12 protein-coding genes are annotated in these 12,801 nt (G+C 59.1%); 7 read left to right on the top strand and 5 right to left on the bottom strand.

The features are described from left to right. Nucleotides 1–12 precede the first annotated feature (12 nt). The 4 genes from AC1DVE_RS05630 (at nucleotide 13) to AC1DVE_RS05615 (ending at nucleotide 3,878) form a co-directional block, all read left to right on the top strand. Nucleotides 13–657: a TetR/AcrR family transcriptional regulator gene (locus AC1DVE_RS05630; protein ID WP_223456049.1), complete on the top strand. Its 645-nt coding sequence runs from the start codon at nucleotides 13–15 to the stop codon at nucleotides 655–657. Further along, a complete protein-coding gene (locus AC1DVE_RS05625) occupies nucleotides 654–1,286 on the top strand; it encodes an SDR family NAD(P)-dependent oxidoreductase (protein ID WP_223456050.1) in 633 nt (210 codons plus the stop codon). The genes AC1DVE_RS05630 and AC1DVE_RS05625 overlap by 4 nt, the downstream gene beginning before the upstream one ends. A gap of 84 nt (nucleotides 1,287–1,370) precedes the next feature. Then, nucleotides 1,371–2,951, top strand: coding sequence for an arylsulfatase (locus AC1DVE_RS05620; protein ID WP_223533317.1), 1,581 nt, complete (start codon nucleotides 1,371–1,373; stop codon nucleotides 2,949–2,951). 120 nt (nucleotides 2,952–3,071) lie between these two features. Continuing rightward, nucleotides 3,072–3,878: a glycosyltransferase family 2 protein gene (locus tag AC1DVE_RS05615; protein WP_223456052.1), complete on the top strand. Its 807-nt coding sequence runs from the start codon at nucleotides 3,072–3,074 to the stop codon at nucleotides 3,876–3,878. 76 nt (nucleotides 3,879–3,954) lie between these two features. Here AC1DVE_RS05615 and sorB read toward each other — a convergent pair whose 3' ends face one another. From sorB to AC1DVE_RS05600, 3 genes are all read right to left on the bottom strand, one after another. After that, nucleotides 3,955–4,599, bottom strand: a complete 645-nt coding sequence (gene sorB, locus AC1DVE_RS05610; protein WP_046040396.1) for a SorB family sulfite dehydrogenase c-type cytochrome subunit — start codon at nucleotides 4,597–4,599, stop codon at nucleotides 3,955–3,957. 10 nt (nucleotides 4,600–4,609) lie between these two features. Next, complete coding sequence (sorA, locus tag AC1DVE_RS05605) at nucleotides 4,610–5,869, bottom strand: SorA family sulfite dehydrogenase catalytic subunit (RefSeq protein ID WP_223456053.1); 1,260 nt, start codon at nucleotides 5,867–5,869, stop codon at nucleotides 4,610–4,612. Between the two features lie 400 nt (nucleotides 5,870–6,269). Further along, nucleotides 6,270–6,578 carry a DUF6124 family protein gene (locus AC1DVE_RS05600; protein WP_223456054.1) on the bottom strand — a complete coding sequence of 103 codons (309 nt, stop codon included), beginning with the start codon at nucleotides 6,576–6,578 and terminating at the stop codon, nucleotides 6,270–6,272. A gap of 570 nt (nucleotides 6,579–7,148) precedes the next feature. On the opposite strand from AC1DVE_RS05600, the gene AC1DVE_RS05595 reads away from it, so the two are divergent. Then, nucleotides 7,149–7,529, top strand: coding sequence for a hypothetical protein (locus tag AC1DVE_RS05595; RefSeq protein ID WP_223456055.1), 381 nt, complete (start codon nucleotides 7,149–7,151; stop codon nucleotides 7,527–7,529). Between the two features lie 102 nt (nucleotides 7,530–7,631). Here AC1DVE_RS05595 and mqo read toward each other — a convergent pair whose 3' ends face one another. Further along, nucleotides 7,632–9,278 carry a malate dehydrogenase (quinone) gene (gene mqo / locus AC1DVE_RS05590; RefSeq protein ID WP_477783824.1) on the bottom strand — a complete coding sequence of 549 codons (1,647 nt, stop codon included), beginning with the start codon at nucleotides 9,276–9,278 and terminating at the stop codon, nucleotides 7,632–7,634. Between the two features lie 391 nt (nucleotides 9,279–9,669). On the opposite strand from mqo, the gene ilvD reads away from it, so the two are divergent. Next, nucleotides 9,670–11,352 carry a dihydroxy-acid dehydratase gene (gene ilvD, locus AC1DVE_RS05585; RefSeq protein ID WP_223456057.1) on the top strand — a complete coding sequence of 561 codons (1,683 nt, stop codon included), beginning with the start codon at nucleotides 9,670–9,672 and terminating at the stop codon, nucleotides 11,350–11,352. A gap of 152 nt (nucleotides 11,353–11,504) precedes the next feature. On the opposite strand, the gene AC1DVE_RS05580 is transcribed toward ilvD, so the two are convergent. Beyond that, the gene (locus tag AC1DVE_RS05580; protein WP_223456058.1) at nucleotides 11,505–12,155 is read right to left on the bottom strand and encodes a DUF2238 domain-containing protein; all 651 of its coding nucleotides are present in this window, start codon (nucleotides 12,153–12,155) and stop codon (nucleotides 11,505–11,507) included. 158 nt (nucleotides 12,156–12,313) lie between these two features. Between AC1DVE_RS05580 and AC1DVE_RS05575 the strand changes: the two genes are divergently transcribed. Then, the gene (locus tag AC1DVE_RS05575) at nucleotides 12,314–12,745 is read left to right on the top strand and encodes a nuclear transport factor 2 family protein (RefSeq protein WP_223456059.1); all 432 of its coding nucleotides are present in this window, start codon (nucleotides 12,314–12,316) and stop codon (nucleotides 12,743–12,745) included. Nucleotides 12,746–12,801 lie beyond the last annotated feature (56 nt).

Below are 12,801 nucleotides of genomic sequence, written 5' to 3'. Positions count from 1 at the left end.
CAGGATCACACCATGAACATGACTGAAACCAATATCCGCCAGGCTGCCATCAAACTGATCTCGCGTAATGGCTACGGCTCGATGAGCCTTCGGCAACTGGCGGCTGAATCGGGGATCAACCCCTCGACGCTGTACCTCTATTACCAAGGCAAAGGCGAGTTGCTGCTGGAGCTGGTTCTGGAATATTTCCAGGGGATTTCCCAGGCATGGGCACGCAGCCGCCCCGCCGTTGCGCGGGCCGATACGAAACTGCGCACGTTCATCGCCTGCCATGTGCGTTATCACTTGGAACATCAGGATCAGGCCATTCTCGGCAACCTGGAATTGCGCAGCCTGGATGAACAATCCTTGACCCAGGTCCGCCAGGCGCGACGGGTTTACCTCAGGGGCCTGCAAGATCTGCTGGAGCAAGGCGTGCGTGAAGGCTCGCTCAGCTGCGCCGAACCCAAACTGATGGCGCGCACCCTGTTCAACATGCTGACGCATGCCTGTGTCTGGTATCAGGCCGATGGCCGCTGGAGCGTCGACGACGTGATCCGCCATTACTCGGAACTGGTGCTGAAAATGCTCGGTGCCGTGCCCATCGCATCACCTCGCCCACCTCTGCGCCGTGCGGCCATTACACGCCGCACTATGCCGATGGAGGCAGTTTCATGAGCGACCTCATGCAGCCCTTTTCCATGGCCGGCAAAACCGTGCTGGTAGCCGATGCCACCACCCGACTCGGCGCCCATTTCGCCCGGCTGATCAGCCTCGCCGGCGCCCGGGTGGCCCTCGGCGCGCAACACCCTGCGCAACTTGAGCAGCTGGTGGCCGACCTGCGCTGGGAGGGTGGTGAAGTGCTGATCGTCAGCCTCGACAGCGCCCGCCGTCCCAGCATCGAAGCGGCGCTTGAGGCCGTCGAAGAGCGCTTGGGCAGCATCGATGTACTGATCAACAACAGCGCCGAGCGTGAGCACGTGGTGCTGAAAAATCACCTGATCCATTGCACCAGCCAGCACATGATCAAGGCCGAGCGTGGCGGTAGCATCGTCAACATCGAACCGCCGCCCCGACCGATCAGAGAGCCCAACCCTTGTTTGCGCTCCAACAGCAGCCTGATCCGCATGAGCCGGGCCATGGCCCAGTCGCTGACGCCGCACCGGATCCGGGTCAATGTGATTGCCGCCGGACGCGGCAACGACGCGGGTCTGCAGGAACTCAACGGTCCCTTGCTGTTGCTGGCCAGTGGCGCGGGTGCCAGCGTCACCGGTGCGGTGCTGCACATCGACAACTACGCCACCTGATACGGGTGGCGTTTAGTTTCTGACGACCCTTGAACATCGGAACCGGTCGCCTTGCGCGACGCCCGTCAACAAGGAGCCAGTCAGATGACTCGCATAAAAAAGTGGCTGCCGAAACTCGCCATGGTGGCGACAACGGTCATGGCATTGGCGGCGAATGCCGCTGACAAACCCAACATCCTGGTGATCTTCGGCGATGACATCGGCCAGACCAACATCAGCGCCTATTCCATGGGTGTGGTCGGCTACAAGACCCCGAACATCGACCGCATCGCTCACGAAGGCATGCTGTTCACCGACTACTACGCGGAGAACAGCTGCACCGCCGGGCGCTCGTCGTTCATCACCGGCCAGTCACCATTGCGCACCGGCCTGACCAAGGTCGGCGTGCCGGGGGCGCCGGTCGGTATCCAGAAACGCGACATCACCCTCGCCCAGGCCCTCAAGTCCCAGGGTTACGCCACCGGCCAGTTCGGCAAGAACCACCTCGGCGACCGTGACGAATACCTGCCGACCAACCACGGTTTCGATGAGTTCTTCGGCAACCTGTACCACCTCAACGCCGAAGAAGAACCCGAGCGCCCGTACTGGCCCAAGGACGACCCGGACTTCGTCAAATCCCGGACTCCCCGTGGCGTGATCCACAGCTACGCCGACGGCAAGATCGAAGACACCGGCGCACTGACCACCAAGCGCATGGAAACCATCGACGACGAAACCACCGCCGCCGCGCAAACGTTCATCGAGAAACAGGCCAAGGCCGACAAACCGTTCTTCGTCTGGATGAACACCACCCGCATGCACGTGTTCACCCACGTGCGCGAGTCGATGAAGGGCCAGAGCGGCATGCCCGGCAACGATTACGCCGATGGCATGATCGAGCACGACGGCGACGTCGGCAAACTGCTGAAAACCCTAGACGACCTGAAAATCACCGACAACACCATCGTCGTCTACACCACCGACAACGGCCCGAACCAGTTCTCCTGGCCAGACGCGGCGACCACGCCGTTCCGTAACGAGAAGAACTCAAACTGGGAGGGTGCCTATCGCGTGCCGGCGATTGTGCGTTGGCCGGGCAAGATCAAGGCCGGTGAAGTTTCGAACGAGATGTTCTCGGGCATGGACTGGTTCCCTACCCTGCTCGCGGCGGCTGGCGATACCGAGGTGAAGGACAAGCTGTTGAAAGGCTGGGCACCGACTTCGGGCGGCGCCAGTTTCAAGGTGCACCTGGACGGCTACAACCAGTTGCCCTACCTGACTGGCCAACAGCCTAAAGGGCAACGCCGCGAGTTCTACTACTTCAACGACGACGGCGTGCTGGTGTCCATGCGCTTCGACAACTGGAAAGTGGTCTTCGCCGAACAGCGCGAACCGGGTGGTTTTGCGGTATGGAGCAGCCCGTTCGTGCCGCTGCGGGTGCCCAAGCTGTTCAACCTGCGCATGGACCCGTATGAGCGGGCTGACCTGGTCTCGGACCAGTACAACGACTGGCTCGTGAAGAACTCCTACCTGCTGGCCGCAGGTGTGGCCAAGGCTGCGCGCTTCCTGCAGACCTTCATCGAGTACCCGCCGAGCCAGAAGCCTGCCAGTTTCAGCGTTGATCAGATTCGCGCGGCGGTCGATGCGAAAATCGAAGAGAAGCTGAAAAACCCGGCCAAACCCTAAGCGCCTCTCTACTCCGACGTCGACTGAATGCCAACGGCCAACCCGCCCAAGTGAAATTAAGCTTGGGCTAAGGTTGCTTCTCTAATCTTCGACACTTTCGGGTCGTCGAGTATTTCGAAGATGGGTAGTGTCGATACAAACGCCAAACCACCGTTCAGCATCGTTCTGGTTAATTACAAAACCCCCGAGCTCACCAGGATCTGCCTGGAGCTGTTGCAGGAGCATGTCCAAAAAGCCGGCATTGCGGTCTGGGTGGTGGATAACGATTCGGCGGACGCCAGCGTCGAATATTTGCGCTCGCTCGACTGGATCAACCTGATCGAGCGCGATGCCCCTACCAAAGAGCCGGGGCACATCGCCCACGGCAAAGCGCTGGACATGGCGCTGGCCAGGGTCAGCACCGACTATCTGTTCCTGATGCACACCGACACGTTCGTCTTCGATGCAAACGTCTTTGCGATGATGATGGAGCACTGCACCAAGGATCAAAACGTCATCGCGGTCGGTTGCACCGAGCAACTCAACCGCGGACTGCCAAGGACCGCGTGGCGCTTCACTTCACGCCTGATCAAACACCACTATCGACGCTTGAAACAATCGCTGGGCCTGCGATCAAAGGAGCCGAAACCCTACCGGGAAACCTACCTGAAAAGCTTTTGCACGTTATGGAATGGCAGGCTGATCAAGCAGCAGGGTTTGCATTTTCAGATCGATGACCGTGTGCCCGGCTATGAGCTGCAAGACCGCGTGATCGGGCTTGGCTACAAAGTCGTGTTTCTTTCGCCCGGCAAAATATTCAAGTACCTGGACCACGTCCAGTCCGGCACCGTCGCTGCTGCGGGCGGCTATGGCCAAGATCATCGACGGACGAAAATGTACCAGGACATTCTCAAGCGCTTCGGCGCGACCAACTCCTCGATGTCTTGAATAAACCCGCACCCACAAAAAAGCCCACTGACCGTTGCCGGATCAGTGGGCTTTTGTGCATCAGGCTAACGCTGATTCACTGCTTCATGATGAACGTCGCCAGGCTTTTCAGGTCGTCCGAGCTCAACTGCGCGAACGGTGGCATGGGCACATCCCCCCACTTTCCGCTACCGCCGTGCTGAATGCTCGACATGACCCGGGCCAGCCCCTGCGGGTCATTGGCATACTTGGCCGCCACATCGTGATAGGCCGGGCCGACGACCTTATGGTCGACTGCGTGACAGGACAGGCAGGCGTTGTCCTGGAGCAAGGCCGAGGCAACTTTCGCTACCGACACCGTGGGTGGCTGATCCGCCGGCGGGTTGGAGACCGCCTGAACATCGGCATCGCTCGCCTTCGCACTGCCGTAAGTCACCGCCAGGTAAGCACCGATAACACTCACATCCTGGTCGCTGATCGGAGCGCCGTACACGTGCTGCATCTTGCCCGCTTCGGCGGTCCACTGCGCCAGGCTCATGCCCGGCGGCTGGAAGTTGATGTAATCGGCCGAATGGCAGACAGAACACTTCTGCTGCGCCAAAGCATAGCCAGGCATCGTGCTGGGCTTGAACACAGCCGTTTCAGGCGGCAGTGTGATGGACAGCGGTGCGGCGCCAGCCAGGGTGGTGAGAAAAACCGGAGCCGCGCAGAGCAAGGCGGTCATGCATTTCACAAGTTTCATGCGGCCCTCCTCAGGCGACGGTCACGTGGGTGGTTTCGACGACGTGGCGGCGGTAGCCAGCGGGGTTCCAGTCGGCTTGCAGCGGCTGCGTCTCGCCGGCACTGTTGCTGGCTCGCACCATCAACTGAGTGGCGCCCTTGCCGGTAAAGGTGATCGGCAGTGTCCACTCACGGAAGGAGTAACGGCCAAGGTCCTGCCCGAGTTGGGTCTCGCGCCAGGTTTTTCCACCGTCGATCGACACCTCCACCTTGTTGACCCCAACGCCCCCGTCGAAAGCGATGCCCTTGAGCAGCACGCTTTTGTTCAGCGGCAGTACATCGCCGTGTTTAACGCTGGTGATGAAACTGCGCACCGGCAATTTGGAGATCGGCAGGGTTTTCGCCGCCGTGGTGCCGGGGGCAATGCAGAAGCAATCGTTATCCGGAACCCGGTACCCCTTGGCCATGAAGAAACCGTCGAAGGTATGGTCGACGACTTCGATCTCACTCAGGTGCTTGACCCAGTACGTGCCGAAATAGCCTGGCACCACCAGGCGAATCGGGTAACCGTTGAGAAATGGCAGGTCGGTGCCATTCATCGACCAGGCGATCATCGGCTCGCCATCCATGGCATGGCTGATGTCCAGCGCCTTGATGTACTCCGGCGTGCTTGGCAGCACCGGTTTATCGAGCCCACGGAAAGTCACTTGTTTGGCCTCGGCTTTTACCCCCGCCTTTTCCAGCACAGCCTTGAGCGGTACCCCCACCCACCGCGCATTGCCCATTGAGCCATTGCCCAACTGAGCGCCGAACACCCGGGGCATCGAGAAGCCACGGCTGTTGCCCGAACATTGATTCACGGCGACCACTTCAACCGGTTCGGCAAGCGCCTTGAGCTCGGCAAGGGACAGTGACAACGGCGTGTCGACCGTGCCCTTGATCGTCAGGCGGTAGCTGTCCGGATCGATGCTGGTCGGGAAATTGGCCAAGTGGTAACGCACGAAAAAGGCGTCATTGGGCGTGATCGGCCCCTCGTTGAAGACGGGGAACGGCGTCTCCAGATGCGGCGGCCGAGTGGTCACCAGGGTCAACGGGCGTTTTTGCGGGTATTGCACCAGCGGTCGTGGGCCGGCGGCAAAGGTCACTTCCTCCGCGGATTCGCTGGCCGCTGCGGATTCGTCGGCTGCCCTGGCCAGGCTTGCCAACGGCGAGGCCGCCAAAGCCAGAGTGAAAGCATCGCGTAAAACCCGCCGGCGGGTCGGCTGGCTGTTGTCTACATAACTGAACTTCATTCTGCGCTCTCTATGATTGTTTTATTGAGATGCAACTGACTGTGGGAGCGAGCTTGCTCGCGATGTCGTTAACGATAGCGCGTGCTTACTGACTAACCGTAGCGCACTTGAGTCCATCGCGAGCACGCTCGCTCATACAAATTCCCGCCGGGGCGGAGAGGTATCAGGCTTACGGTTTCGCCTTACCGTGGTCGGTAAACAAATCAGTATCGTCAGGGCCAAACTGTCTGCTTCTCATTGAGCGTCAGTGACTTGACAATTGATGACAGGACCCCCCGTTATGGACGGCGTAGACACTCCGGGTTCAAAGCGCTGCCTGTGCCATCGCCCACAAAAAAGCCCACTGACCATCGCCGGTTCAGTGGGCTTTTTCACATCAGGCTAAAACCGCCCTCGCCTGCTACTGCGGATCTACCTGATCCAGCACGCGGTTCACCGATAGCTCTGCCAAGGTAATCATCTGTTGAATGCCCAGCGCCAAATTGCATTTTGGGCCGTTGAGGATAAACGCCAGTTCACTTGCCATGACACTGGCCGAGGCAAGGGTTTCACAGGCGTGAACCAGGAGGGTTTCGTTGTTGACGTTGGGGGCGATGGTGAAGATTGGGTTGGGACGGCGCTTGGCCATTTGGGGCTTGCGAGATGTGGACTCGGAATCGACGTCTATCTGCGCGTCCGTATCAGGGGGATTCGGAGTTGGTTTTATCATTGTGAAGCTCCTATGAAGTGAGCATCTCTCCATTCGCTACCACGCAAAATAGGGAGACGGCTGTACACGGGGTGGTAGACCGGTCATAGAAACCCGGCAGGCCGAAGCCTCCCATGCACAGCCGCCACAAAGCAGCCAGCACAAAAAAACGCCCTGAGGCGTTCTGGGTCTATGAAGAAACCGGGCTACCACACCCGTTCGCTGAATTGGCAGCGACGGGCGAAGGTTAGCGAGGTGGGTTCTCATGTGCAAGCCCGAGTGAATATGAAAAAACTCATAACCCTGTGGTTCGCGATCTAGCCCACTAGGAGGACCACCATTTGTAGCGGGCCCTAGTGGTTTAGTGTGGCGCTACCTCGTCAAAAACATGTTCACACTTGCCTCGAAAATTAGGCGAGTTGACCTACCATTGAGTAGTCTCGGGGTACTAGAAAACTCTGTTATTGCCCTCAGTATCGAATGTAGATTCGCCCCTGTATTCACTGTTTCATTCCTTCGTACACCTGCACGTTTGATAACGAACAGCAAGTCCAACGAGTCTCCCAAAAACCGCCACCAGAGAATCAACGAATGGTTATCGAAGCATTTTCCGCAATTGTCGATGCTGTAAGGCTTTGGAAGGAAAGAAACCATGAGACAGCTGAAGAGCTGAACAAGAAGCGTGAAGCCTTAAAGCTAGTCATGGATGCGGTGATTGCTACGAAAGCTTATTTGTATGACCTTGATCAAGGTATGGAACCATCGCGCTCCACCGAAACGTTACTAGCTCGCAGTTGGAGTAGCGCTTCAATTGCGATTAGTAAATATGACTACGAATTGTTTAGTTCAGCTCGACTAAAAGCTCTAGGCTGGGCTGATCCTCGGGAATGGAAGCGAGCCGAAGTTCGTCCATGGGTAATCAAACTGGATGTCATTATTGATCAATGCAACTACTTACTCGATCAGGAGTGAGAAACGTAAGAGCAAAATGCCCAGAAAAATGTGACCCTTCGCCCACAAAAAAACCCACTGACCGTCGCCGGTTCAGTGGGCTTTTTTTGATTGGGTCTCTAATTACAGAGCCATATCACTCGCAGCATTAGCCTTCGGTGCCTTCACAGCAGTGTCGACAGTCACTGGCGTCACGGCCGGTGCGATCACCGCGGGTGGCGGAGTCAGTTCCAGCACCTTGGCGGTATAAGCCCACTCTTCAGCAACCTTCTCAGGGCTGGCGTTCAGCTGAGTGCCGTAGCTCGGTACGATCTGGTGCAGTTTTGCCTGCCACTCAGGGGTCGCGACCTTGTCCTTGAACACTTTCTGCAGCACGGTCAGCATGATCGGTGCGGCGGTCGATGCACCTGGGGAGGCGCCCAGCAGGCCGGCGATGCTGCCGTCTTGCGAAGCGACGATTTCGGTGCCCAGTTTCAGCACGCCACCGGCGGCTTCATCACGCTTGATGATCTGCACGCGCTGGCCCGCTTGCCACAGGCGCCAGTCTTCAGCCTTGGCGTTCGGGAAGTATTCCTTCAGGGCGTTCATACGGTCTTCGTCAGACAGCATCAGCTGGCCTGCCAGGTACTCGACCAGCGGGTATTCCTTGATGCCGACCTTGGTCATTGGCCACACGTTGTGCGTGGTCGTGGTGGTCAGCAGGTCCAGGTACGAACCTTCTTTCAGGAACTTGGTGCTGAAGGTCGCGAATGGGCCAAACAGGATCACGCGCTTGCCGTCCAGCACGCGGGTGTCCAGGTGCGGAACCGACATCGGCGGAGCGCCAACGGAGGCTTTGCCGTAGGCCTTGGCCAGGTGTTGTTCGGCGATGGTCGGGTTCTCGGTCACCAGGAACGAGCCGCCCACCGGGAACCCTGCGTATTCCTTGGCTTCAGGAATGCCGGACTTCTGCAGCAGGTGCAGGGCACCGCCGCCGGCGCCGATGAACACGAACTTGGCGTCGGTTTCGGTCTTGCTGCCGTCTTTCAGGTTCTTGTAGCTGACGCGCCAGCTGCCGTCTTCGTTCTTGGTGATGTCCTGCACTTCGCTGGACAGCTTCAAATCGAACTTCGGCGTAGTTTGCAGGTGCGCGACGAACTGGCGGGTGATCTCGCCAAAGTTCATATCGTTGCCGAGCGGGCTCCAGGTGGCCGCGACTTTCTGGTTCGGGTCACGCCCTTCCATCATCAGCGGCACCCACTGCTTGATCACAGCCGGGTCTTCGGAGTACTGCATGCCGGCGAACAGCGGGCTCGCCTGCAGGGCTTCGTAGCGCTTCTTCAGGAACTTGATGTTGTCATCGCCCCACACAAAGCTCATGTGCGGAGTGGAGTTGATGAACGAACGCGGGTTCTTCAGCACGCCTTGCTGAACCTGCCAGGCCCAGAACTGACGGGAAATCTGGAACGCTTCGTTGATTTCAACGGCTTTCGCGATCTGGACGTTGCCCTTGTCGTCTTCCGGGGTGTAGTTCAGCTCGGCCAGGGCGGAGTGACCGGTACCGGCGTTGTTCCAGCCGTTGGAGCTTTCCTGGGCGACGCCGTCGAGGCGCTCGACCATTTCCATCGACATGCCGGGTTCCAGCTCATTGAGCCACACACCCAGGGTCGCGCTCATGATGCCGCCGCCGATCAGCAGCACATCGACTTTCTTTGCCTCTTGCGCGTGGACGGAAGACATCCCCATCGACAAAGCCAGCCCCAGCAGGGCCGTGTTCACTTTCTTAAACATCTGTAGCACCTATGATAAAACGCCATCCGCCCTTCCATCCCCACGCGCACAGCCCCATGTTTCACGGCAGTCACGGGTGCGGCACTCAAGGATTGCAGGGTGGGCACACAAGGCCGATGAACCGCATCGACCCCACTTTAATGTCCCTTCTGAACTGACTTTTTATCTTTATTGGCTTCAGCTACTTGAGCGACAGTGATTCCGTCGGCACGTCTCAAGGACATGCAAACTGAATAGGTCAAACCAAGTTGGCGCGCAGAATATCACGACAAGGCTTACCCGCGCGTCTGTTCCCGACCGGTTAGTCCGGGCCCGGGCGCCCGGCCTTCTATACTCATCCTGTTTTTCTCAACGAGTGTGTCAGGAACAGCCATGAGCGATAGGAGCAGTCATGAGCGATAAAGACGATCTGCGCAAGTACTCCTCTCAAGTGATCGACGGCGTGGAGGCCGCTCCGGCACGCGCCATGTTGCGGGCCGTGGGCTTTACCGATGCAGACTTCACCAAGCCGCAGATCGGCATCGCTTCGACCTGGGCCATGGTCACGCCCTGCAACATGCACATCGACAAGCTGGCGCTCGAAGCTGAAAAAGGCGCGAATGCCGCCGGTGCCAAGGGCGTGATCTTCAACACCATCACCATTTCCGACGGCATCGCCAACGGCACCGAAGGCATGAAGTATTCGCTGGTGTCCCGCGAGGTGATCGCCGACTCCATTGAAGTGGTCACCGGTTGCGAAGGCTTCGACGGCCTGGTGACCATCGGCGGCTGCGACAAGAACATGCCGGGCTGCCTGATCGGCATGGCACGGCTGAATCGCCCGTCGATCTTTGTCTATGGCGGCACCATCCAGCCGGGCGCCGGCCACACCGACATCATTTCCGTGTTCGAGGCCGTTGGCCAACACGCGCGGGGCGATATCAGCGAGATCCAGGTCAAGCAGATCGAGGAAGTGGCGATTCCCGGCCCCGGTTCCTGTGGCGGCATGTACACCGCCAACACCATGGCCTCGGCCATTGAAGCATTGGGCATGAGCCTGCCCGGCTCCAGCTCCCAGGAGGCCATTGGCGCCGACAAGGCCTCGGACAGCTTCCGCGCCGGCCAGCAGGTGATGGAGCTGCTCAAGCTCGACCTCAAGCCGCGCGACATCATGACCCGCAAAGCCTTCGAGAACGCCATTCGCGTGGTGATCGCCCTCGCCGGCTCGACCAACGCCGTGCTGCACCTGCTGGCCATGGCCAATGCGGTGGATGTCGAACTGACCCTGGATGACTTCGTCGAGCTGGGCAAGGTCTCCCCGGTGGTCGCCGACCTGCGCCCCAGCGGTAAATACATGATGAGCGAACTGGTGGCCATCGGCGGCATTCAACCGCTGATGAAGCGCATGCTCGATGCCGGCATGCTGCACGGCGATGTGCTGACCGTCACCGGCCAGACCCTGGCGCAAAACCTGGCCAGCGTGCCCGACTACCCGGCCGGCCAGGACGTGATCCGGCCTTTCGACCAGCCGATCAAAAAGGACTCCCACCTGGTCATTCTGCGCGGCAACCTCTCGCCCACCGGCGCCGTGGCCAAGATCACCGGCAAGGAAGGCCTGCGCTTCGAAGGCACGGCCCGGGTCTATCACGGCGAGGAAGGTGCGCTGGCCGGCATTCTCAATGGCGAGGTGCAGCCCGGCGAAGTGATCGTGATCCGCTACGAAGGGCCCAAGGGTGGCCCGGGCATGCGCGAAATGCTCTCGCCGACCTCGGCGGTCATGGGCAAGGGCCTCGGCAAGGAGGTGGCGCTGATCACCGACGGGCGTTTTTCCGGTGGTTCCCACGGTTTCGTGGTCGGTCACATCACGCCGGAAGCCTTTGAGGGCGGGCCGATTGCGCTGGTCGAGAATGGCGACAGGATCATCATCGATGCTGAAACCCGGCAGATCACGGTGGATGTCTCCGATGCCGTGCTGGCCGAGCGCAAGTCGCACTGGGTGCGGCCGCCGTCCAAGTACACGCGCGGGGTGTTGGCCAAATATGCGAAGACTGTTTCCAGTGCTTCGGAGGGGGCTGTGACGGATAAATATCTTTAGGCCGTGAGGACGGTGTTGTTAGATAGGACGCCATCGCGAGCAAGCTCGCTCACACAGGAATCGAGGTCGTACACAAATGCTCCGTACACCTGATTCACTGTGGGAGCTTGCTCGCGATGGCGTCCTGTCTGGAAACAAACCGATCCACCCGATCACCGTGCTGTCGTCATCGAGTGTTTTTGCGCCATGCCGCGCAAAGACACCAGCAACAGACAGGCAAACGCCCCAACCACCGCGATGGCCATGTCCTTCTGCGAATCCCACGGATCGTTTTGCGCGCCGACGAAGGCGTTCGCCGTGTCATTGCCCAGGAAGGCACCGCCGATCCACTCCACCAGTTCGTACACGGCGGACGTCGACAGCATGATGTTCAGGGTCACAAAAAACAGCCAGAACCCGCGCAGCGGCGTCAGTCGCCGCAGCACTTCGCGCACCGGATAAGCCAGCAGCAGCCCGTAGCTCAGATGCACCAGGCGGTCGTAGTGATTGCGGTGAACACCAGGCGCCCGGTCGAAACTGAAGCCCAACCACGCCGAAGACCAATGATCGTAAGGCACCAGGGAATAGGTGTAGTGGGCGCCCAATTCATGCACGCACAAAAACGCAAACACCAGCGTGATGGAAGTCGCCGACAAACGGAACCGACGAGAAACCGCCACCAACGTCCCCACCAGCAACAGCACCAGCAGGTTTTCCAGCGCCCAGTCCACCTGGCTGCGGGGAGAAAAACCCGACACCACGACAATCACCAGGAATACCACGAGCAATGTCAGGTCGTGCCGTAAACGTTGGTTCGGCTGCATGACTGCAATACCTCGAAGTCAGGACATCGCCCTTTTAACTTCGAGGCAAGGCCGCCGGGCAAGTTCGCTTTTTTCCTCCAATGCATGCTAGGTTGTACGATGACTGACGAATGATCGTCCAGTCGTCGCGCTATCCCTACAACAACAAGGAAACACCCATGAAAAAAGCAAAAGTGCTGATCGGTTTTCTGTGCCTGTTCAGCGGCTATGTCGCCGCCACCCCGGTTGCCGCGGACAAGGACGTGGCCCAGGCGGTCGACCACCTGACCCAGGCCATGCTGCACAAAGACATCCCGCAACTGAACGCCTTGACCGCCGAGAACCTGACCTACGGGCATTCCAGCGGCAAGATCCAGGACAAGCAGGCCTTCATCGCCGACATCGAAACCGGCAAAAGCGCGTTCAAGACCCTTGAAATGCAGAACCAGACCATTACCGTCTCCGGCGATGTCGCACTGGTCCGCCACCACTTCTCGGCGCAAGCGCTCAAAGGCACTGAAGTAGTGCCGACCGAAATCGAAAACTTCCAGATCTGGCAAAAACAGGAAGGCAAATGGCTGTTGGTAGGACGGCAGGCGTACAAGTTCTGATGCATTGGTAAAACCACCAGCGTACCTGTGCGAGCTTGCTCCCACAGGGTTCCGGG

It is taken from the genome of Pseudomonas sp. P4_B4, from assembly GCF_056402255.1.
This window is presented reverse-complemented; position numbering and strand designations above follow the sequence as displayed.